Genomic DNA, 21,166 nt, shown 5'->3' with positions numbered 1-21,166 from the left:
CCGTCAGTGCCTTGCGGCCCGGGCGACGTCGGCCTTGACGTCACCGGTGAGGGAGCGGTTGCTGCGGGCGGTGGCGTCCTTGGAACCGCCGGCGGGGACGCCGTCCACCGTCACGACGGTGGTGTCGAGGAGGTTGCCGCTCGCGTCGCGGAAGTCGACCTGGACGACGTACGACTTCGCCGCGGAGGTCGGATTGGCGGCGGTGACCTTGACGGTGGCGCGCCCGTCGGAGTCGGGGCCGGGGTTCCCGTCGAGCTTCACCTCGTCCTTGGCGTCCACGCCGCTCTTGAACTCGTCGAACTTCCGGCCGGCCTCGGCGGTGGCGGAGGCGAGGGCGTCACCGGCCTCGGTGGCGGCGGAGGCGGCCTGGGAGACGGCGGACGCGGCGCGGGAGGCGGCGGAGGCCGCCTTGGACGCGGTGCCGGAGGGGCTGCTGTCGTCCGAGCAGGCGGTGAGCTGCGCGGCCAGGGCCGCCACCACGGACGCGGCCAGGATCAGTCGGACCGGTCCTCGTATGCCGTCCCTCTGCTGCATCGTCTCTCCCCACGTGGTCCTGGTTCGCCTCCGGATCCCGCTTCCTCGCGGTGGCCCAAGTCAAGGCCGCGGTCAGGTCCGCCGCATGCCCGGCTGCGTCCAACGGGTGAACCCGGCCCGTGACGGGGCCGCGTCCGCGAGGATGGGAGGAGCGGGGCGCGGGCGCCGGGCACGGAGCGCCGGGCACCCGGGAGGCAGTGAGCGGTACGGAGCGACCGGACGGAGACGACGTGACGGGAAAGCCTCGGCACATCGGGGTGGCGGAGCGGCGGGCACGGCTCGGGCTGCGGCAGCGGCTCGCGGGCACCGCGCGGGCGTCGGCCCCCGAGGAGGTGGCGGACTCCCTGGTCGCGCTGCACGGCACCGACCCGGCGACGGTGTACCTGTCGGTGGGCGCCCGGCTCACCGACGCCCGGGACACCGTGGCGGGGTTGGAGCGGGCGCTGTACGAGGACCGTTCACTCGTACGGATGCACGGCATGCGGCACACCGTGTTCGTGTTCCCCACCTCGCTGGCGGCCGTGGTGCACGCCTCGACGGGGCTCGACATCGCCGCGAAGGCCCGTGCCGCTCTGGTCAAGGACCTGGTCGCCGGAAGCGGCGGACGGCTGACCGGGCCGTGGCTCGACGAGGTCGAGGCGTCGGCGCTCGCGGCGCTGGCCCGGCGCGGCGAGGCCACGGTGAACGAACTCGGCGCGGACGAGCCGCGGTTGAAGGAGCAGTTCGCCTACGCGCCCGGAAAGAGCTACGAGAGTGTGCACACCGTGTCGTCCCGGCTGATGCGTGTCCTGGGGGTCGAGGGCCGGGTGGTGCGGGGGCGTCCGCTGGGTTCCTGGACGTCGACGCAGTTCCGCTGGGCGGTCGCGCCGCCCCATCCCCCGGTGCCGCCCGCCGAGGCCCGGTCCGAGCTGCTGGACCGCTGGCTCAGGGCGTGCGGGCCCGCAACCGAGGCCGACCTGAAGTGGTGGACGGGTTGGAAGGTCACCGACGTCCGGCGGGCGCTGGCGGCGGGCGGGGCGGTGGCCGTCTCCCTGGACGACGGGGTCACCGGGTACGTGGCGGCGGGCGACGAGGAGGCGGTGGAGGCGCCGGACGCGCCCTGGGCCGCCCTGCTGCCCGGCCTCGATCCGGCGCCGATGAGCCGGGCGGAGCGCGACTGGTTCCTGGGACCGGACCTGCGGCCGGCCCTGTTCGACCGCAGCGGCAACGTCGGTCCGACGGTGTGGTGGGACGGCCGGGTGGTCGGGGGCTGGGCGCAGCGTCCCGACGGCGAGATCGTCTGGCGGCTGCTGGAGACGGGGGGTGTCGGCCGCGAGGCCCGGGAGGCGATCACGGCGGAGGCCGATCGCCTCCGTTCCTGGGTGGCGGACACCCGGATCACCCCCCGCTTCCGGACCCCCCTGGAACGCGAACTGTCGGAGAAGTGAGGACCGGTGCCGGGCGGTCCGCCGTGGGGCGGAGCCGCCCGGTTCCGGTCAGTGGGCTCGGTTCCTCAGCGCGCGTACCTCATCAGGGCACGCACCATGTGGCACGTGGTGTCCGACGGCGGGTGAACGCCGATGAGCAGCGCGGTGCTGCGGATCTTCTCGTCGCGGGCCTGGTTCGGGACGTAGACGCCGGAGTCGAGCAGGGCGATGGCGAGGCGCATCGCCTTGAGCCGGCGGTTGTGCGTGACGTACCAGTCGCGGGGGCGCCCCGGCGGCAGCGGGCGCTTCTCCACGGGCTCGTACGGCAGCTCCAGCGGAACCGCTCTCCTGGATGTGGACTGAGTGGGCAGCGGCTTCAGTGCGGCAGCGGGCACAGGCATCCTCCTGTCGCGGTCAGGGCGCCGTCCGGACCCCCCGGCGACACCCTCGAACACTGCTTCTATTCTACCGCCGGGCACTGACAAAAGCCGCTGGCCACAAGGGCTTTGGGGGCTCCGTGACGCCTGTGGGCGAAGGTGTCTGCCGTACCGTGTGCGGCATGGAGATCTGGATCAATCCGGCCTGTTCGAAGTGCCGCAGCGCGATCGGCCTGCTCGACGCGGAGGGTGCCGAGTACACCGTGCGCCGCTATCTGGAGGACGTGCCCACAGCGGACGAGATCCGCGCGGTCCTCGACCGGCTCGGCCTCGAACCGTGGGACATCACGCGGACCGGTGAGGCCGACGCGAAGGAACTGGGGATCGGGGAGTGGGCGCGGGACGCCGGTTCCCGGGAGCGGTGGATCGCGGCGCTGTCCGAGCACCCGAAGCTCATCCAGCGGCCGATCATCACCGCGGACGACGGCACGGCTCTGGTGGGCCGCACGGAGGAGGCGGTGCGCGAGGCCCTGTCCCGCGGGCCCGGCTCCTCCTCAACTGCCTTGTGATCCAGGTTACTCAAGTGAATGCCGTAACCGTTGAGTAACTGCGTTCGGCATCTCGTACATAGCGACGTAACGCTCCCCCACTCTCTGGAGGCGCGCATGTCGCGTAGGAGAACTCTCAGCACCAAGAAGAAGATCGCCCTGCTGGCCGGCGCGGCGACCCTGGCGGGCGGCGGGGCCTTCGCCTTCGCCGCCACCTCGAACGCGGCGTCGCCGCAGAGCGCTCAGCCCTTGAAGGCGGCGTCGGCCCAGGACTCGATCGCGTGTCAGGGCCTGGCCACCGCGCTCGGCAACAACCTGAGTTTCATCGCGGACCAGCAGGCCCACCCCGACTCCCAGTCGGCGGCCAGAATCGCGAACCGCAACGCGGTCGTCGCACAGATCAAGGTTCAGCAGCAGGCGTCGGGCTGCGTTGTCGGGGAGTCGGCTCAGGGCTCCCAGACCGGCCAGCAGGCCGCCAAGCAGCCCGCTCAGCCCGCACAGTCCGCTCCCGCCCAGGCCGCCCCCGCGGCTCCGGCGCAGAGCGCCCCCGCGAACAACGCGGGCGGTGCCGCCGCCACCGGGCAGCAGGTCTGCAACGGTTCGACCGTCACGCTCTCCGGCGAGGGCGGCGCACCGGCCGCGTCCAGCAACCAGTTCCCGGCCGGTACGAAGCTGAAGGTCACCAACCTGGACAACAACAAGTCCACGACCGTCCAGGTCACGTCGGTCTCCGGCAGCTGCGTCCTGCTCAACAACGCGGCCTTCGAACAGGTCCGTGAGCCGGGCAAGTTCCTCATCCGTCACGCCCGTATCGAGAAGGTCGGATAACGGGCGGAACGGACCGGAAGCCCTGCCGTCGCCGACCCCTTCCGGGTCGGTGCGGCAGGGCTTTCGTGTGCGCGGGCGGCCGTGCGCGGGGACGGCCGGTCCCGGCCTCGCACGCTCGGCCCGCCGGGAAATCGGGACACATCGCCCTTCGCGGCTTCACCCGGATCGCATACGAGGGACCCCCGCCGGAGCCCCGGCGTCCCGGTGGGAGAAGGGCCGGGAGGTCGCGGTCGCGAACGATCACAAGCAGTCGAAGGTGATCGCGCGGAGCATGTGAGACCGGGCACATACGACCCAGGTAACACGGGGTTCACATTCGGGCAACGCTCGGGAAATCGCTGGTTGACAGGCTTCCGGTCATCCCCGGCGGCGCCCCAGTGCCGCAGCGCCGCAGCACCCGCAAGTGCGATCAAGACCCACCCCGAAGGATGTGGCCCGTGAGCTTCAAGGCTGAGTACATCTGGATCGACGGCACCGAGCCGACGGCCAAGCTCCGTTCCAAGACGAAGATCCTGGCCGACGACGCCAAGGGTGCGGAGCTGCCGATCTGGGGCTTCGACGGCTCCTCGACGAACCAGGCCGAGGGTCACGCCTCGGACCGCGTACTCAAGCCCGTGGCCAGCTTCCCGGACCCGATCCGCGGCGGCGACGACATCCTCGTCCTGTGCGAGGTCCTGAACATCGACATGACGCCGCACGAGTCCAACACCCGTGCCGCGCTGGCCGAGGTCGCCGAGCGGTTCGCCGCCCAGGAGTCGATCTTCGGCATCGAGCAGGAGTACACGTTCTTCAAGGGCTCGCGTCCGCTCGGCTTCCCCGAGGGCGGCTTCCCGGCCGCGCAGGGCGGCTACTACTGCGGTGTCGGCGCGGACGAGATCTTCGGCCGTGACGTCGTCGAGGCGCACCTGGACAACTGCCTCAAGGCGGGCCTCGGCATCTCCGGCATCAACGCCGAGGTCATGCCCGGCCAGTGGGAGTTCCAGGTCGGCCCGCTGTCGCCGCTCGAGGTCTCGGACCAGCTGTGGGTCGCCCGCTGGCTGCTCTACCGCACCGCCGAGGACTTCGACATCTCCGCGACGCTCGACCCGAAGCCGGTGAAGGGCGACTGGAACGGCGCGGGCGCGCACACCAACTTCTCCACCAAGGCGATGCGCGAGGGCTACGACGCCATCATCACCGCGTGCGAGTCGCTCGGCGAGGGCTCGAAGCCGATGGACCACGTCAAGAACTACGGCGCCGGCATCGACGACCGTCTGACGGGCCTGCACGAGACCGCCCCGTGGAACGAGTACAGCTACGGCGTCTCCAACCGCGGCGCCTCGGTCCGCATCCCGTGGCAGGTCGAGAAGGACGGCAAGGGCTACATCGAGGACCGCCGTCCCAACGCGAACGTCGACCCGTACGTCGTGACGCGTCTGATCGTCGACACCTGCTGCACCGCGCTGGAGAAGGCCGGCCAGGTCTGATCCCGCCCGTCCTTCCCGAAGGGGCGTCCACCGTCACGGTGGACGCCCCTTCGCGTCGCCGGAGCGACGGCGTCCGTACGGCGTCGACTTCGCGCCAGGGAGCCGTCCGAGCAGTGAGCAGAGACTCCTGTCACGGGGCCGTGTCTGCTTCAATGGGTTCATGGCCAACTTCCGGAAGTGCGTCGCGACGGGTCGCCATGACCTCGAGCCCTTCTGGCCCTCACGTCAGCACCACGACTTCGACCGGGTGTGTTGTCGCGCGACGAACGCGCGGGCCCTCTAAAGCCGTTCACCCCGGCCTTCGGCCAGCGCGCACGACGTACGTCCTCGACCGCCCGACCACGAACTCGCGGCCGTCGAGCCTCCCGACGAACTTCTCGCGCGAAAGAGCTGACCTCTCATGGCGACCACCCGTTCCTTCTCCTCCGTCGCAACCTCCCCTCTCGCCTCTCCCCCGTCCGTCCCGGCACGGCACCGGCTGCGTGCCGTCGACCGGGACGAGGTCGCGGGCGTCGACGTGACGGCCTTCCTTCCCCCGGGGGCCACCTGGCTGCCCGCTCCGCAGAACGCGCTGCCCGTCCTGCCGGGTCAGCCGCCGATGATCGGCTACCTCGTGCTCGTACCGGCGGACCAGCAGGCCCTGCTGCCGGTCGCCGCGGCGGCCCCGGCCGAACACCCCGCCCCCGTCGACGCCGCCGACCCGCTGGTGCGCGTCGACCCCGTGCAGCGCACCGCCGAGGTCGACGGCGAGGTCCTGGACCTCACCTATCTGGAGTTCGAGCTGCTCGCGCACCTCGTCCGGCATCCGCACCGGGTGCACACCCGCGACCAGCTGGTGTCCACGGTGTGGGGCTACGGACACGTCGGCGACGGACGGACCGTCGACGTCCATGTCGCGCGGCTGCGCCGCAAGCTCGGCTCCCGGCACCGCCAGGCGATCCAGACGGTCCGCCGGGTGGGGTACAAGTACACGCCGCCGACCGGCCGTTGACCCTTCGGGCGCCCGGCCGCCCGTAGACCCGCGCGCGCACGCGGCCCGTCCGGCGGATCTCCTGTCGGCAGAACGGAGTTCCGCCGGACGGTCCGTGCGGGCACAGTCGTCCGTATGACACGCAGACTTCTGATGCTGGGCGGTACGGAGTTCGTGGGGCGGGCGGTCGCGGAGGCTGCGCTCACCCGGGGGTGGGACGTCACCGTCCTCCACCGGGGCCGCCACGAACCCCCCTCCGGCGCACGGTCGTTGCTCGGCGACCGCACCTCACCGGACGGGCTCGCGGCGCTCGCCGGCACCACGGACACCTGGGACGCCGTCGTCGACACCTGGTCGGCGGCGCCGCGGCCCGTCGGGGACGCGGCACGGCTGCTGGCCGGGCGGGTCTCCCGCCATGTGTACGTGTCGAGCTGCTCGGTGTACGCGTGGCCCCGCGCCACCGGGTTCGCCGAGGACGCCCCGCTCGTCGAGGGCGCCTCGGCCGGCGCCGACGCGACCGACTACGCCCGGGACAAGCGGGGCGGTGAACTGGCCGCCGTCGAGGCCTTCGGCGGCGACCGGTCGCTGCTGGTGCGCTGCGGACTGATCCTCGGACCCCACGAGAACGTCGGACGGCTGCCGTGGTGGCTGCACCGGATCGCGGCCGGGGGCCCGGTACTGGCTCCGGGACCCCGTGACCTGCCGCTCCAGTACGTCGACGTCCGCGATCTGGCGGAATGGACGCTCGGCGCCGTGGAGACGGAACTCGGCGGGGCGTACAACCTGGTGAGCCCTCCGGGACACAGCACGATGGGGGCGCTGCTGGACGCCTGCGTCCGGGCCACCGGATCGCGGGCCGAGCTGCGCTGGACGGACCCCGAGGCCGTGCTCGGCGCCGGGATCGAACCGTGGACGCAGCTTCCGGTGTGGGTGCCGCCCGGCTCGGAACTGCACGCCGCGGTGTATTCGGGCGATGTCTCGCGGGCCTTGGGGACGGGTCTGCGGTGCCGTCCGGTCGAGGAAACGGTCGACGCCACCTGGAACTGGCTCCGCTCGCTGGACGGCCCCGTTCCGTCGCGCGCCGACCGGCCCGCGGTGGGGCTGGATCCGGCGGTGGAGGCGAAGGTCCTCGGAATCTGAACCCGGCAATTCCCCGCCCCGGGGGCTTCGGCGGCCGCACCACGAACTCGGCATCGGCACAGGGCAGTTGACGCCCCGCGTGGATGAGGGTCCGATGCCGCCGAAGCCCTTCGGGGGCCGCGCGGCTACTGAATACGAGTCAAGAAATGCGTGCTCAAACCTGAATTCCGAGATCAACTCCCGGAAATTCGCGGGCTTCTGGGACCATTGTGACCGAATTGGCCTCAGGACTTTCAAAGATTCTTCCGAGACCCCTGAACACCTCGCGCACCTCCTGCGTATGGAACGGAGCCGCTTCACTCCTGTCGGGCGCCTCGCTGCCCCGCAAGGAAGTCAGAGGAGTTCCATGGGACGCAACATTCGAAAACGCCGTTCGCCGCTGGCCGTTCGCGCCGTTGCCGCGTCGGCAGCGCTCGCGATCGGTGGGGGTGGGCTGGTCTGGGCGAACTTCTACGCCTCGGCGCACGAGAGCAACTCGGGCGCCAACACCACCAAGTCCGCGCCCGCCCAGGTGGCCACCATCAGCTGCCCGGACGTCGGCCAGAAGCTGACCAACGTCCCCAACCAGGCGCGGGGCCAGGTCGACGGGGAGTTGGCGACCCTCGACCAGCAGATCACCGCGGCCTACCAGCGGCTGGCGACCACGCGTGACGCGCAGACGAGAGACGCGAGCTTCGTCCAGAACTCCATCCTCACGCCGCTCAAGCAGAACCGATCGGTGATCATCGACCGGATCAAGCTGGAGATCACCCGCGTCGGTGGCAGGACGCCGGGCTGGCTCGACGGGCTCTCCACCTGTACGGGTCAGCCTGCCGCCGGTCAGAACAACGGCGGGCAGAACAACGGCGGCGCCACGGCCGCCCCGTCGGCCGCGGCGAGCGCGAGCGCCGGTGCGGGCACCGGGGCGAACGCGGGAGCGGGAGCGGGAGCCTCCGCGAGCGCCAGCGCTCCGCCGGCCCAGGCGAACAACGGCGGCCAGGCCGGCAACGGCCCGCTCGCGACCGACTTCGTCGACATCACCAAGGTCCAGCCGAACGTCACCGCCAAGCCCAGGATCGGGGCGGCCGGTTCGGCCGGCGTGTTCTCCTCGTCCTGCGGTGTCAACGCGAACAAGAAGTTCAACACGGACAACGTGATCGTGGCGCCCGGTGTCTCCAACGGCGCGCACCACCTGCACGACTACGTGGGGAACCAGTCGAACGACGCCTTCGCCACCAACGACACGTTCGCCGCGGCCCAGACGTCCTGTGCCAACCAGGGTGACAAGTCGACGTACTACTGGCCGGTCGTGCGCATCCAGAACGGCACCCAGGACTTCGACCAGAACAACCTGGGCGGCGGCAAGGAACAGAACGTCGGCGCGATCCAGCAGGTGAAGCAGGCGCAGATCAAGTTCGTCGGCAGCCCGACCAGCAAGGTCGTCGCGATGCCGAAGTTCCTGCGCATCATCACCGGTGACGCGAAGACCACGACCAACGGTCTCGCGAACGCCAACGCCCACTGGAGCTGCACCGGCTTCGAGAACAAGGTGCAGCTGACGCAGCAGTACCCGATCTGCCCCCGCGGCAGCACCGTGGTCCGCACCTTCGCCTTCCAGAGCTGCTGGGACGGGGTGAACATCGACAGCGCGAACCACCGTACCCACGTGGCCTTCGCCGACGCCCAGGGCAACTGCGCCAACGGCTTCAAGGCGATCCCGCAGCTGACGATGCGCCTCGTCTACAACTTCCGGGCCCCGACCCTCACCAACGGGCAGATCAAGAACGCCTACGCGGTGGACGGATTCCCGGAGCAGCTGCACAAGCCGGCCACCGACCACGACGACTTCATCAACGTCTTCGACGACGCCCTGATGAACAAGATGGTCACCTGCATCAACAACGGCCAGCGTTGTAGGTAGCCCCCATGAGGAAGCCGGTGACGGGAACTCCCCGTCACCGGCTTTCTTTGTGCCCTCACCCGGCGGCCCCCATCCGGGGCGGCCCGCGCGGCGGTCAGCCGCTGTGCTGATGGCCGCCGTGCGAGGCGCCCTCCTCCAGGGTCCCGCCGAGCCGCCCGCGCAGCGTCGTCACCATCTTCTGGTCCCCGACGGCGACCCACTTGGCGCCCACGAGATACGAACCGCCGTAGTCCTTGGCCCCGTTGAGCCACTCGCGCTGGCCGCGGTCGGTGGCGAAGGTCGCCAGGATGAACTTGCCGGAGCTGATCTTGCAGACGCCCTGGCGGATCTCGTCCGCGTCGGTCTGGATGCTCGGATTGCACTTCACCTCGGCGGCCAGTTCCTCCAGACTGCCGGTCGCCGTGGGCGGGACGGTCTGCTTCGCCGCCGCGCCCTTGCCGTCCGAGCCGCCGCCGCAGCCCGTCAGCGCCAGCAGCGCGGCCACGGCCGCCCCGGTCAGAAGCGTCCCGCGTGTCAACCTCATACGTTCCTCCGGTACCTGTCGGCGGTCACGCCGAGAAGAGCCCCGGCAAGGGCTCTGCCTTCGATACGGCTCCGGGCCGCCCGGCGCTCAATCCGCCCGCGCGGACGGGGAACCCGGTACCGCGCGGGACACGGCTGTGCGAGGGTGACACACGTGAACGAAGACTGGGAAGAGCGTACGGCGGCGGCCTGGGCCGGCTTCGACGACTACGAGGAGGAGCGGGCGGCGGACTTCCGCGCGGTGATCGACGCGCTGGTCGCCGAACTGCCCGCGGACAGCCCGCTCGGCCCGTTCGAGCAGGCCTGCGCCTGGGACTCGACGGGCCACTCCGACAAGGCCGTCCCCCTCTACCGGGAGGCTCTCGCCCGGGGGCTGAGCGGTTACAAGGGCCGCCGGACGCGGATCCAGCTCGCCAGTTCGCTGCGCAACATCGGCCAGGCGGACGAGGGCGTCAAGCTCCTCACCCCCGAACTGGTCGCGCCCTCGGACGAACTGGACGACGCGGTGCGCGCCTGTCTGGCCCTGTGCCTCGCCGATCTCGGCCGCGAACGCGAGGGCCTGGCCCTGGTGATCGGCGCCCTGGCCCCCCATCTGCCGCGCTACCAGCGGTCGATGGCCAACTACGCGCGGCTGCTCGTGGAACCCGGGGAATCCGCGGACTGAGTCCTCGGCGGGGCCGGTGACCAACCGCCGATTCGCTCGTTCTGCTGAACGTGCAGTCACAGGATGTAGCCCCGCGCCCCGGACCCTCCGCCGGAGCGGTCGTCGGCATCGAACAGGCCGAGGCCGCGCTCGTCGAGCACTACCCGCGGCTGGTCCGGCTGGCCTATCTGATGCTCCCGCCGAGCCTCGGCCGCAACCGGCGGGTGCTGACCGCGCACGCCCTCGCCCAGCGCGCCCTGCCGCGGGGCCGGGCGGCGGGCGACACCTCGGCGATCCCGGCCCAGCAGAGCGGCGGCGGCCGCGACGGCGACCCGGGCTACGCCTTCGTACGCCTCCAGGTGGTGCGCACGGCACTGGAGGCGGGAGTGCCGCTGCGGCGGTGGGCGTGGCCCAAGCGGTCCCAGCTGCCTCCGCTGCTGCCCCAGGTGTGGGGCCTCAGGCTCTTCCCGCGCTCCGGCGGCGCCGACGAACTCGCCCTGGACCAGAGGCTGTCCGCGCTGTCGGGACCGGCCCGCGCCGCCTATGTGCTGCGCGGTCTGGAGAGGCTGGCCGACGCGCCCCTGCGCCGGGTGCTCTCGGCGGCGGGGGTGGCGGACCCGGCCGGCGCGCTGCGGGAGGCCTCCGGCGTCGAGGCGCGGGACGCGCTGCTCGACTCCCCCGAGTTCGACCCCTGCTCGCTCCAGGCCCGGCCCACCGATCTGATGCGGCGCAGGCAGCACACGAAGGCCGCGCTCGCCGCCACCGCCGCCGCGGCCGTGTGCGGCGCGCTGCTGGCGCTGCCGGGCGACGGCTGGGGCCCGGACGGCGCCGCCGCCCCCTCGTACGCGCAGAACCCGGCCGCCGAGGCGGCGCTCGACCCGGCCCGGCTGGAGCGGGTGGCGCCCGCGGCCTGGGAGTCCTCCGCGCGCACCGACTTCTCCGTCTGGCCGGCCCGCGGCGGTCTCGTCGGCGACAACGCGCTGCTGCGCCGGGCGCTCGCCGTCTGGGCCAGGCCCGGGGAGTCCGTCCGGGTCTCGGCCACGCCGGGCACCCCCTCCGGCGCCCCGCCGGGACCGCCCCAGCTGCTGTACGAGGGCGTCGTCGACGAGGCGCGGGTGGTGCTCCTGTACGACGGTCTGCGCGTCGTCCGCTACGCCGAGCCGAAGGACGGGACGGGCGGCGCGGCCCTCGACTTCGCGCGGGCCGACGGGGCGGACGGGGCGGAGGCGAGCGCGGTCGTGCTGGGCCGCGCCGACGGCAACGTCCGGTATCTGACCGCGCCCTGGGTGAAGAAGGCCGCCGAGCGCGATCTGCTGAAGCCCTCCGCCGGGGCGATGGACCTCACGCTGTCCGCGGACGGTTCCACCTCACCGCTGGCCGGTCCGCCGCAGTCCGGCACCTGCACGTCGTGGAACGTGCTCCAGGTCGAGGACGCCACCGGCACCCGGCTGCTGACCGACCTCGGCGAGCTGATCCCGGCCCACCTCACCGCGGGCGGGCCGGCCGCGCCCCGGGAGGCTGCGGGCGCGGAGAACCTGCGGGAGTGGGCGCCGTTCGCGTGCTCGCTGGCCACCATGCGCTCGCAGGGCGTGCGGAGCGTGAACGCCTGGGAGTACGCGCGCCAGCCGCTGCCCGACGGGAGCGGATCGGCGGCCTGGGTGTGCACGCGTGCCGACACCTGGCGGGGTGGCGGCACCCGGGTGCTGGCCCAGTTCCGTACCCCCGGCGGCGTGTACGGGGCGGTCGCCGCGAAGGCCGAGAACTCCCCGGCGTGCGGCTCCCGCGATCCGCACGTGCTGGCCGGGGTGCTGTGGAAGTCGGGCGGCGGGGTCTGGTACCTGCTCGCGGCCGGCGGCAAGGGCACCGCGTCGGTCCGGGCGACCGGCGGGGTGAGCGGCTCCGCGGCGGGCCCGCTGCTCACCGTACGGGCCACGCAGGGAGCGCAGGCCTCGCTGAAGGGAACCCTCACGGACGGCCGCGACATCACCGGGCTCCGCTGACGGGCGCGTTGCTGACACTCGCGTAAACAAGTGGGCGCAGGGGGCTTCTCCGAGCGCCTACCCGTCAGTACATTGACGCCATGTCCAACACGCAGGGCCGGCTGCCCCGGCCGGTCGAGTCCGAGCGGACGGCCCTCAAGGCACGGAACGTGTCGTTCTCCTGGCAGGACACACCCCTGCACTGGGTGCCGGGCGAGCCCTTCGCCACGCACACCATGAACGTGCTGCACCTGCTGCTGCCGGCCGGCGAGCGCTGGTTCGTGCACGTGTACCGGCAGGTGCTGCCCCTCATCCGCGACGACCGGCTGCGCGAGGACGTCATCGGGTTCATCGGGCAGGAGGCGACGCACTCGCAGGCGCACGACGAGGTGCTGCCCCACCTGGCCGACCTCGGGCTCGACCCGACCCCGTACACCGCGCAGGTCGACTGGCTCTTCGAGAAGCTCCTCGGCGACCGGACCCTGCCCCCGGGCAGGGCACGCCGCTGGTGGCTGCTGGAGCGCGTCGCCCTGATCGCCGCGATCGAGCACTACACCGCCTTCCTCGGCGACTGGATCCTGAACTCCGAGGAGCTGGACCGGCGCGGCGCCGATCCGGTCATGCTGGACCTGATGCGCTGGCACGGCGCCGAGGAGGTCGAGCACCGCTCGGTGGCCTTCGATCTGTTCATGCACCTCGACGGCGGCTACCGGCGCCGGGCACGGACCTGGGCGACCGCGTTCACCGCCCTCGTGTTCCTGTGGCAGCGCGGGATCCGCTTCTTCATGGAGAACGATCCGACGCTCGTGAACGGCCGGGCGAGCTTCAAGGCCTTCTACATCGCGGGCAGACAGGGCGTCCTGCCGCCGACCGGAGCCCTGCTGCGGTCCGTCCCCCGCTACCTCGGCCGCGCCTACCACCCCTCGCAGGAGGGCTCCACCGAGCAGGCGGCCGCCTATCTGGCCTCCTCCCCCGCCGCGACGGCCGCCTCGGCCGCGGAGAAGGCCGCGGGTGCCGCGTGACGCCGAGGCTGGGGACCGTCGTCGCCGTCGCCGGCGCGGCCGTGCTCGTACGGCGTGCGCTGCGCCGCCGGATCGGGGCGTCGCCGCTGTGGCCGCTGCCGGCGCTGGAGGAGCCCGTCTCGGGCCGGCCCCGCTCACGGACGCTGCGGCTTCCCGTCGTACGGCACGAGCGCGTGGCCGACGGTGTCGTCCTGATACGGCTGGAGGGAACCGGCCTGCCGCCCTGGGAGCCGGGCGCCCATCTCGAACTGGTGCTGCCCTCCGGGCTCGTGCGGCAGTACTCCCTGTGCGGGGACCCGGAGGACCGCTCCTCGTACACCGTCGCGGTCCGGCTGGCCGAGGACGGGCGCGGCGGGTCGCGCGAGGTGCACGAACGGCTCCGGGTGGGCACGCGGGTCGAGGTGCGCGGGCCGCGCAACCGTTTCCCGCTCGTCGAGGCACCGGCGTACGTGTTCGTCGCGGGCGGCATCGGGATCACCCCGGTGCTGCCGATGCTGCGGGCCCTCCCGGACGGCGCCGACCGGCGGCTGCTGTACGGCGGCCGGACGCGGGCCTCGATGCCGTTCCTGGAGGAGATCGAGAAGCAGGACCGCACGAAGGTCACCGTCGTCGCCGAGGACGAGGACGGACTGCCCGACCTGGACGCGCTGTTCGCGGACCTCGCCCCGGGGACCGCGGTCTACTGCTGCGGACCGGACGGGCTCATGGCGGCCGTCGAGGCCCGGATCCCGGCCGGGGCCGCGCTGCACCTGGAGCGGTTCGCCGCCGCCCCGCCCGGCGCGGACGACACCTCCTTCGACGTCGAACTGCGGCGCAGCGGACGCACGGTGACCGTGCCCGCCGGTTCGACGGTTCTCGCGGCGGTGCGCGAGGCGCTGCCCGGCACGCTCTACTCCTGCGAGCAGGGATTCTGCGGAACCTGCCGGCAGCGGGTCCTGGAGGGCGAGGTCGAGCACCGCGACGAACTGCTGGCGGACGCGGAACGGGCCGGGTCGATGCTGATCTGCGTCTCGCGGGCGCGAGGGGGCCGCATCGTGCTGGACATGTGAACCGCCCGCGCCAGGACCGGCCCGCCCGGACCGACCCATCCGGACCGGCCCGTTCGGGGCCGGATCCGGTCGGTAAAGTGTCCGCATGACAACCGGGGTACGCCGCAGGATGGGTGTCGAGGAGCGACGGCAGCAGCTGATCGGCGTCGCCCTCGACCTGTTCAGCCGACGCTCGCCCGACGAGGTCTCGATCGACGAGATAGCCTCGGCCGCGGGCATCTCACGGCCGCTGGTGTACCACTACTTCCCGGGCAAACTCAGCCTGTACGAGGCGGCGTTGCAGCGCGCCTCCGACGATCTCGCGGGCCGTTTCGTGGAGCCCCGCGAGGGGCCGCTGGGCGCGCGGCTGCTGCGGGTGATGCGCCGCTTCTTCGACTTCGTGGACGACCACGGGCCCGGTTTCGCCGCGTTGATGCGGGGCGGTCCCGCCGTGGGCTCCTCGACCACGAACGCGCTCGTGGACGGCGTACGGCAGGCGGCCTATCTCCAGATCCTGTCGCATCTGGACGTCGAGGACCCGCCCGCCCGGCTGGAGCTGGTGATCCGCTCCTGGATCTCGCTCGTCGAGTCGACGGCGCTGATCTGGCTGGACGGGCGGCGCATCGAGCGGGGCGAGCTGGAGGTGCAGCTCGTCCACGACTTCGCGGCCCTGTCCGCGGTCAGCGCGGCCTACGACCCGGAGGTCGCGGCACTGCTGCGCAAGGGGCTGCGGAACGAGCCGGGCGACGGGCCGTTCACCGACCTCGTCGTCCGGCTGCTCGCGCTCGCCGCGCCGCCGGAGGCGTAGCGGGTTTCGCGCGGGGCGTGGGGCTACGCCTCGAACCCGCGGTAGGACGGGTCGAGATCGCGCACCTCGACGGAGACGTGCAGCGTGCCCCCGTCGGCCGGCTCGATGTGCTCCCGCAGCAGCTCCAGCGTGGCCTCGGAGAGCCTGGCCCTGGTCTCTTCGCTGCGGCCGGCCAGCAGGGCGATGCCGACGTGGACGATGGCGGGGCCTCCCGTGCCCGTGGCCGTCACGTCTCCCACGACCTCGTACTCGGTCCGCAGGGTGCGCGTCCTGCACGCCTCCAGCCGCGCCGCCGCGATCTCGACGACCACGGGGTGCAGCGCGAGCGCGAACGCACCCCAGTCGACGTGGTCGAGGGCCGGGGAGGTCTCGACGGTGATCTGCGGCATGGGGCGCTCCTGTTCCGTGAAAGGTCCAGGTCACCCTAGCCGCAGCGCCGCTGCGGCGACGGGGGCGGCCCCGGACGCCCGTCGAGCTCGGGTGTCCGGGGCCGCCCCACCGGGTCGGTCCGTCCTCACGGGGTCCGGGTGAACACCGCCACCGTGCGGGCCGGGACGGTGAAGGAGCCCGTCCCCTTCGCGTAGGACGAGGACTTGACGACGGAGTCCGAGCCCTTCGCCTGCACCGGGTGCAGCCGGTAGCCGGTCCCGGCCAGGGAGCCGACGGTCTGCTGCTGCTTCTCCGGGGTCGCGTTGAAGACGATCACCAGGTCGCCGAGGCGCGCGGTGATCACGCCGGGGGTCTCGTCCTTGCCCGACAGCGGGAAGGAGAGCCGCGACTGCACCTGGGCGGCCGTGGCGAGCGAGAAGACCTTCTCGGTCGAACGGATCCGCTGGAGGTCCTGGAACGCGGCCGAGGTGCCGTCGATCTGGTCGCAGCCCACCTTCACGGAGGTCAGCAGCGGCTTGGCGTAGGGCCACTTCGAGGAGTTGTCCGCGGCCGTCGGCAGCCCGCGCCCGAATCCGTTGCCGTCCTGGCAGTTCCAGTGGATGGCGTTGAACCAGTCGCCGCTGTCGAAGGAGTTGCGGTCCAGGGACTTGGAGCGCAGCAGGTCGGAGCCGGCCTGGGAGAGGGAGGGACCCTGCGAGAGGGTGGCCGTCGCCATCGCCAGGACCTGCATCCGGGCCCGGTCCGCGGCGCTGGTCGTCGCGGGCAGCTTGTACGTCAGGGCGTCGTACAGCGACTCGTTGTCGTGCGCGTCGGCGTAGGAGAGCGCGTCGCCGGGCGCGGCCGCGTAGCCCGCGGGCTGGCCGTTGTAGTCGATCTCGGAGCCCTTGACCTCCTTGCCGTCGGAGTCGGTGAAGCGGTACGAGGCCAGGTTGCCGGTCAGGCCGACCTTGATGAGGTCCTGGTAGTGCAGCAGCCGGGCCTTCTGCTCGGCCGGGGTGCCGTTGGCGGTCGAGGAGTTGGGGTCGGTGTACAGGCCGGAGGCGAAGCCCTGGACGCCGGGGTCGGAGTCGAAGGGGCTGCCGCCGCGGACGGCGTCACGGGCGCGGTCGGAGAAGGTCGCGATGCCCGTCCCGGCCATGTTCTTCTGGGTGGCCTGGACGAAGCGGGCGTCGTCGGCGACCTCGCCGAAGTTCCAGCCCTCGCCGTACAGGATGATCTTCTTGCCGTCGACGCCGTCCTTGGCGGGGGTCAGCCCGTCGAGGGCCTTCCTGACCGCGAGGATGTTGGCCTTGGGCTGGTGTCCCATGAGGTCGAAGCGGAAGCCGTCGACCTTGTACTCCTTGGCCCAGGTGACGATCGAGTCGACGACCAGCTTGCCCATCATGGCGTTCTCGGTCGCCGTGTTGGAGCAGCAGGTGGAGTTGGCGACGCTGCCGTCGGCGAGGAGCCGCTGGTAGTAGCCGGGGACGATCTTGTCGAGGACGCTGGTGTCGGCCTGGCCGCTGGCGGCGGTGTGGTTGTAGACCACGTCCATGACGACCCTGAGGCCGTCCTCGTTCAGCGACTTGACCATCTTGCGGAACTCGACGGTGCGGCCGGTGCCGTCGGGGTCGGTGGCGTAGGAGCCCTCGGGGACCGTGTAGTGGTACGGGTCGTAGCCCCAGTTGTAGGCGTCCTTGGCGGCGGTCTCGGCCACGCACTCCTGCTGCTTGTCGGAGTCGGCGGCGTAGGAGGGGAGGTCGCAGTCGGTGCTCTGCTGGTCGGCCTTCCTCTCGGGGATGGTGGCGATGTCGAACGTGGGCAGCAGGTGCACGTAGGAGGTGCCGGACTTCGCCAGCGCCTTCAGGTGCCTTGAGCCGTCGCTGTTCTTGTCGGTGAAGGCGAGGTAGGTGCCCTGGTCCTTCGCGGGGACGGTCTTGTCCGCCACCGAGAAGTCACGGACGTGCAGTTCCTGGATCTGCGCGTCCCGCAGCGGTACGGCCTTGGGCTTCTTGAGCGCCGACCAGCCGGACGGGGCGAGGGACTTGGCGTCCAGGTCGACGACCAGGCTGCGCTCGGAGTTCGCGGTCAGGGCGACCGAGTAGGGGTCGGTCACCTTGTTGGTGACGATCTTCCGGACGCTGGGCGCCCACACCTTGACGACGTAGCGGTAGGGCTTGTCCGTCCAGGACTTGTGGCCGGTGACCGACCAGACCCCGGTGGCGTCGTCGCGCTTCATGGCGACGGTGGAGCCGGCGAGGTCGAGGCTCACGGACTGGGCGGTGGGTGCCCACACGGACAGGGTGGGGACGCCCTTGTGGAAGACCGGTCCGAGGTGCGCCTTCGTCGCCGGGTACAGGTCGTCGAGGACTCCGGCGGTCTGCACGCCGGTCGCCGCGAGCACGGCGCCGTTGGCGGCCCGCTGGGAGGCGACGAGCTGGCCGCCGAGCGCGGAGCGCACCCGGGCGCGGTCGCGCGGGTCCACCGACCAGGCGGTGTACGTCTTCAGATAGGGGAACTTGGCCTTCTGGGCGTCGGTGAGGGTGGTCTTCTCCAGCCGCAGCCAGCGCTCGTCGTCGCTGGTCAGCCCGCCGTCCTTGACGGCGATGGAGCCGTCGCGGGAGGAGAGGAGCTGGGTGGAGACGGCGGCGTCGGAGCCGTTCCAGGCGACGGTGTCGCGGTCGATCCAGATCGCCTTGGAGGTGGTCAGGTCGAGCGCGGCGGCGCTGCCCTTGGGCTGCGGCAGCAGGTACTTCTCCTGGCCGTCCAGGAGCCACACCTCGTGGCCGTCGGCCGTGAGGTCGAGCGACTGGTCGGTGGGCAGGTCCTTGGTGTCGCCCTTGTGGATGATGTAGCTGAGGCTGGTCGCGCCCTCGGCGAGCGGCACCTCGAAGACGGCTCCGTAGGCGTCGGTGCGCACCGGCTCCAGGGGCTTCGTCCAGTCCGTGGGCGTCGCGGCCCCGGTCCACACGTGCAGGCCCCAGCCGGTGTAGTCGCCGTCGGCGCGGTGGTAGTGGACGACCGCCTTGGTCTTGTCCTGGGCGGGCAGGTCGGGCTGTTCGGTGAGGACGGTGTCCTTGCCCTGCTCGACCCAGACCTCGCCGGTCTTGGTGACGTCGATCGTGCGGTCGCTCGCGACGTCCTTGTTGCCGTCCTTGTCGATGACCAGGAAGCCCACGCTGGAGGCGCCCGGCTTGAGCTTGACGTAGGCGAAGGCGCCGTAGGCGTCGCGGCCGACGAAGTCGTGGCCGGCCGGCCAGGTGGTGGCCTCGCCGTCGGCGATGTCGCCCCAGGCGTACAGGCGCCAGTCGGTGTAGTCGCCGTCGGTGCGCTTGTAGTGGACGACCGCGTAGTCGCGCGAGGAGGCGACCGGGACCTCGGCGGCGGGCGCGGTGCCGGTGGTGGACTCGGCGGTCGCGCTCGCGGTGTGTCCGGCGGAGTCGACGACGACGGCCTTGTAGCGCAGGGCCGTTCCGGCCGGTACGTCCTTGCCGATGGCCTGGGTGACCTTGTACGGGGCGTGGTCGGCGGTGCCGAGGGTGTGCCAGGCGCCGTTGCCGGTCTGCGCGGCGAAGACGACCCGGTCGAGCTGTCCTCCGGTGACGTCCGCCGACAGTTCGACGGTGCCGGTGGCGCCCGCGGCGGGGGCCTTCAGCGTCAGCGTGGGCCTGGTCGCGGGGGCGGCGAGCCGGCCCGCGGCCTTGAGGACGATCGCCGATCCGGCCGGGACCGTGACGGTGACCTTCTTGTCCGCGTCGCTGGTCGCCGAGGCCGACGTCCCGTACAGGGCACGGAACGTCATGTTCGCCGAACCGGTGGCGAACGAGGCGGTCCTGGCCTCGTCGGCGTTGTTCACGGCGACGACGTACTCGGTGCCGGTCCTCGCGTCGGTGCGGGAGAAGGCGTACACGCCGGCGCCGTCGGCCGCGTAGCGCTCCGTCTGGACCCCGTCGGCGAGGCCCGGGTTGTCCTTGCGCAGCTTCGACAGGGTGCTGATCGTCCTGTAGAGCGGCGCCTTCGTGTCGTACGCGTCGCTCGCGGCCGTACGGGAGGTGCCGATCTCGTCGTCGTCGAGGTAGTCGGCGATCTTGGAGGCGAACATCGGCTGGCGGGCGTCCTTGTCGCCGCCGGAGCCGGTGAAGCCCTGCTCGTCGCCGTAGTAGACGACGGGGTTGCCGCGGCTGAGGAACATCAGCTCGTTGGCGAGTTCGTCCTTCTTCAGCAGCTCGGCGTCGGTGGCCTTGGGGTTGTCCTGGTTCAGGAAGTACCCGATGCGGCCCATGTCGTGGTTGCCGAGGAAGGTGACCTGCTCGTAGGCGTTGGCCTTGTCGGTCGTGTACTTGTAGTCGTCCGCGAACAGGGACGAGAGCTTCTGCGCGCTGCCGCCCTGGGAGGCGTAGGTGCGGGCCGCGTCCTGGAACGGGAAGTCGAGGGTGGCGTCGAGCCGGCCCTGTGTGACGTAGGGCGAGGTGATGGACGTGTCGGCGGAGTAGACCTCGCCGAACATGAAGAAGTTCTTGCGCCCGTGCTCGGCCGCGTACGCGTCGAGGGCGGTCGCCCACTGCGTCCAGAACTCCATGTTCACGTGCTTCACGGTGTCGATCCGGAAGCCGTCGATGCCGAAGTCCTTGACCCAGCGCTCGTAGATCTTCTCCATGCCGCTGACGACCTCGGGACGCTCGGTCCACAGGTCGTCGAGGCCGGAGAAGTCGCCGTAGGTGGTGGACTCGCCGGCGTAGGTGGAGTCACCGCGGTTGGAGTACATCGTCGTGTCGTTGAGCCACGACGGGACCTTCACGTTCTTCTTCGCGGCAGGCACCGTGGGCGTCCGGGGGAAGGAGCCGTTGCCCACCGAAGGGAAGCCCTTGGTGCCGTCCGCGTAGTCCGCGTCGTCGAAGGGCCTGCCGTCCTTGGTCAGGTACGGGAAGGCGCCCTTGGAGAGGTAGTCGTAGGACTTCTCCTTGTAGTCGACGACGTCGGCGGTGTGGTTGGTGATGACGTCGAAGAAGACCTTCATGCCCTTGGCGTGGGCCTTGGAGATCAGTGTCTCCAGGTCCTTGTTGGTGCCGAAGTGCGGGTCGACCTTGGTGAAGTCGGTGATCCAGTAGCCGTGGTAGCCGGCCGAGGCGTCCTTGCCGGTGCCCTGGACGGGCTGGTTCTTGAAGATCGGCGCCATCCAGATGGCGGTGGTGCCGAGGCCCTTGATGTAGTCGAGCCGCTTGGTCAGGCCCTTGAGGTCGCCGCCCTGGTAGAAGCCCTTGTCGGTGGGGTCGTAGCCCGTCGACAGCCGGGAGCCGGTCAGTCCGCCCTCGTCGTTGGAGGTGTCGCCGTTGGCGAAACGGTCCGGCATGACGAAGTAGAACTGGTCACGGGTGGAGTCGTGCCGGGACGGCGTCGCGGCGAGCTTCGCGTCCGACGGCGGTGCGGGCGGGGTCTGGGCCCGCGCCACAAGGGGTTGCGCAAGCGATACGGCCAGTGCGGCGGCGAGGACGGCTGCACGCAGCCTGGGGCGGCTGAAGCGGCTCGCCGACCCTCTCGGTATCAGGTCCACAGTCGTGAACTCCTAGCGATTACGGCGTACTCGGGTCCGACCCCGCGCAGCGTTTCGGCCACGATGCCGAACGCC

Annotated in this window: 17 protein-coding genes; 12 read left to right on the top strand and 5 right to left on the bottom strand. The window is 71.6% G+C overall.

The genetic code is table 11. The annotated features are described in order from the left end of the window. Nucleotides 1-3 precede the first annotated feature (3 nt). Nucleotides 4-534 carry a hypothetical protein gene (locus ACFWI4_RS22025; protein WP_387198732.1) on the bottom strand — a complete coding sequence of 177 codons (531 nt, stop codon included), beginning with the start codon at nt 532-534 and terminating at the stop codon, nt 4-6. Nucleotides 535-764: 230 nt separating this feature from the next. Here ACFWI4_RS22025 and ACFWI4_RS22020 point away from each other — a divergent pair, with 230 nt between their 5' ends. Further along, nucleotides 765-1,961: a winged helix DNA-binding domain-containing protein gene (locus ACFWI4_RS22020; protein WP_387198729.1), complete on the top strand. Its 1,197-nt coding sequence runs from the start codon at nt 765-767 to the stop codon at nt 1,959-1,961. A 65-nt stretch (nt 1,962-2,026) separates the two neighbouring features. Here ACFWI4_RS22020 and ACFWI4_RS22015 read toward each other — a convergent pair whose 3' ends face one another. Then, nucleotides 2,027-2,335: a hypothetical protein gene (locus ACFWI4_RS22015; protein WP_385400570.1), complete on the bottom strand. Its 309-nt coding sequence runs from the start codon at nt 2,333-2,335 to the stop codon at nt 2,027-2,029. 164 nt (nt 2,336-2,499) lie between these two features. On the opposite strand from ACFWI4_RS22015, the gene ACFWI4_RS22010 reads away from it, so the two are divergent. The 6 genes from ACFWI4_RS22010 to ACFWI4_RS21985 all read left to right on the top strand — a co-directional run bounded on the left by ACFWI4_RS22010 (nt 2,500) and on the right by ACFWI4_RS21985 (nt 9,169). Then, complete coding sequence (locus ACFWI4_RS22010; RefSeq protein WP_387198726.1) at nt 2,500-2,886, top strand: arsenate reductase family protein; 387 nt, start codon at nt 2,500-2,502, stop codon at nt 2,884-2,886. A 96-nt stretch (nt 2,887-2,982) separates the two neighbouring features. After that, on the top strand, nt 2,983-3,693 hold the full coding sequence (locus ACFWI4_RS22005) for a hypothetical protein (protein WP_387198723.1): 711 nt from the start codon (nt 2,983-2,985) through the stop codon (nt 3,691-3,693). A 437-nt stretch (nt 3,694-4,130) separates the two neighbouring features. Next, nucleotides 4,131-5,159: a glutamine synthetase gene (glnII, locus tag ACFWI4_RS22000; RefSeq protein WP_387198720.1), complete on the top strand. Its 1,029-nt coding sequence runs from the start codon at nt 4,131-4,133 to the stop codon at nt 5,157-5,159. A gap of 400 nt (nt 5,160-5,559) precedes the next feature. Further along, nucleotides 5,560-6,150 carry a winged helix-turn-helix domain-containing protein gene (locus ACFWI4_RS21995; protein ID WP_387198717.1) on the top strand — a complete coding sequence of 197 codons (591 nt, stop codon included), beginning with the start codon at nt 5,560-5,562 and terminating at the stop codon, nt 6,148-6,150. A 132-nt stretch (nt 6,151-6,282) separates the two neighbouring features. Continuing rightward, nucleotides 6,283-7,269, top strand: coding sequence for an NAD-dependent epimerase/dehydratase family protein (locus tag ACFWI4_RS21990; protein WP_387198755.1), 987 nt, complete (start codon nt 6,283-6,285; stop codon nt 7,267-7,269). Nucleotides 7,270-7,615: 346 nt separating this feature from the next. Beyond that, nucleotides 7,616-9,169, top strand: coding sequence for a DUF1996 domain-containing protein (locus tag ACFWI4_RS21985; protein ID WP_387198714.1), 1,554 nt, complete (start codon nt 7,616-7,618; stop codon nt 9,167-9,169). A gap of 94 nt (nt 9,170-9,263) precedes the next feature. On the opposite strand, the gene ACFWI4_RS21980 is transcribed toward ACFWI4_RS21985, so the two are convergent. Then, nucleotides 9,264-9,692, bottom strand: a complete 429-nt coding sequence (locus ACFWI4_RS21980) for a hypothetical protein (protein WP_385400557.1) — start codon at nt 9,690-9,692, stop codon at nt 9,264-9,266. Between the two features lie 153 nt (nt 9,693-9,845). On the opposite strand from ACFWI4_RS21980, the gene ACFWI4_RS21975 reads away from it, so the two are divergent. From ACFWI4_RS21975 to ACFWI4_RS21955, 5 genes are all read left to right on the top strand, one after another. Beyond that, nucleotides 9,846-10,355 (top strand): tetratricopeptide repeat protein, encoded by a 510-nt coding sequence (locus tag ACFWI4_RS21975; RefSeq protein WP_385400554.1) that lies wholly within the window; start codon nt 9,846-9,848, stop codon nt 10,353-10,355. Nucleotides 10,356-10,405: 50 nt separating this feature from the next. Continuing rightward, nucleotides 10,406-12,334, top strand: coding sequence for a hypothetical protein (locus ACFWI4_RS21970; RefSeq protein ID WP_387198711.1), 1,929 nt, complete (start codon nt 10,406-10,408; stop codon nt 12,332-12,334). Nucleotides 12,335-12,414: 80 nt separating this feature from the next. Continuing rightward, the gene (locus ACFWI4_RS21965; RefSeq protein WP_387198709.1) at nt 12,415-13,335 is read left to right on the top strand and encodes a metal-dependent hydrolase; all 921 of its coding nucleotides are present in this window, start codon (nt 12,415-12,417) and stop codon (nt 13,333-13,335) included. Next, nucleotides 13,332-14,384 (top strand): PDR/VanB family oxidoreductase, encoded by a 1,053-nt coding sequence (locus ACFWI4_RS21960; protein ID WP_387198706.1) that lies wholly within the window; start codon nt 13,332-13,334, stop codon nt 14,382-14,384. The genes ACFWI4_RS21965 and ACFWI4_RS21960 overlap by 4 nt, the downstream gene beginning before the upstream one ends. An 85-nt stretch (nt 14,385-14,469) precedes the next feature. Further along, a complete protein-coding gene (locus tag ACFWI4_RS21955; protein ID WP_385400542.1) occupies nt 14,470-15,171 on the top strand; it encodes a TetR/AcrR family transcriptional regulator in 702 nt (233 codons plus the stop codon). Between the two features lie 23 nt (nt 15,172-15,194). Here the strand turns inward: ACFWI4_RS21955 and ACFWI4_RS21950 are convergent, their stop codons facing one another. Both ACFWI4_RS21950 and pulA read right to left on the bottom strand, forming a co-directional pair. Further along, entirely contained in the window at nt 15,195-15,560 is a 366-nt protein-coding gene (locus tag ACFWI4_RS21950) for a 5-carboxymethyl-2-hydroxymuconate Delta-isomerase (protein WP_385400540.1), read from the bottom strand. Between the two features lie 125 nt (nt 15,561-15,685). Then, a complete protein-coding gene (pulA, locus tag ACFWI4_RS21945; RefSeq protein WP_387198752.1) occupies nt 15,686-21,085 on the bottom strand; it encodes a pullulanase-type alpha-1,6-glucosidase in 5,400 nt (1,799 codons plus the stop codon). Nucleotides 21,086-21,166: the final 81 nt, after the last annotated feature.

Origin of the sequence: Streptomyces sp. NPDC127038 (assembly GCF_042725875.1) — a bacterium.
Classification (GTDB): Bacteria; Actinomycetota; Actinomycetes; order Streptomycetales; family Streptomycetaceae; genus Streptomyces.
Note: the sequence above shows the minus strand (reverse complement) of the source record. Positions and strands in the feature narration are given on the sequence as shown.

Excerpts from the sequence above, each read along its gene's own strand:
- ACFWI4_RS22025 (WP_387198732.1), bottom strand. The coding sequence starts at position 534 with ATGCAGCAGAGGGACGGCATACGAGGACCGGTCCGACTGATCCTGGCC.
- ACFWI4_RS22010 (WP_387198726.1), top strand. The coding sequence starts at position 2,500 with ATGGAGATCTGGATCAATCCGGCCTGTTCGAAGTGCCGCAGCGCGATC.
- ACFWI4_RS22005 (WP_387198723.1), top strand. The coding sequence starts at position 2,983 with ATGTCGCGTAGGAGAACTCTCAGCACCAAGAAGAAGATCGCCCTGCTG.
- ACFWI4_RS21995 (WP_387198717.1), top strand. The coding sequence starts at position 5,560 with ATGGCGACCACCCGTTCCTTCTCCTCCGTCGCAACCTCCCCTCTCGCC.
- ACFWI4_RS21990 (WP_387198755.1), top strand. The coding sequence starts at position 6,283 with ATGCTGGGCGGTACGGAGTTCGTGGGGCGGGCGGTCGCGGAGGCTGCG.
- ACFWI4_RS21985 (WP_387198714.1), top strand. The coding sequence starts at position 7,616 with ATGGGACGCAACATTCGAAAACGCCGTTCGCCGCTGGCCGTTCGCGCC.
- ACFWI4_RS21980 (WP_385400557.1), bottom strand. The coding sequence starts at position 9,692 with ATGAGGTTGACACGCGGGACGCTTCTGACCGGGGCGGCCGTGGCCGCG.
- ACFWI4_RS21965 (WP_387198709.1), top strand. The coding sequence starts at position 12,415 with ATGTCCAACACGCAGGGCCGGCTGCCCCGGCCGGTCGAGTCCGAGCGG.
- ACFWI4_RS21955 (WP_385400542.1), top strand. The coding sequence starts at position 14,470 with ATGACAACCGGGGTACGCCGCAGGATGGGTGTCGAGGAGCGACGGCAG.
- ACFWI4_RS21950 (WP_385400540.1), bottom strand. The coding sequence starts at position 15,560 with ATGCCGCAGATCACCGTCGAGACCTCCCCGGCCCTCGACCACGTCGAC.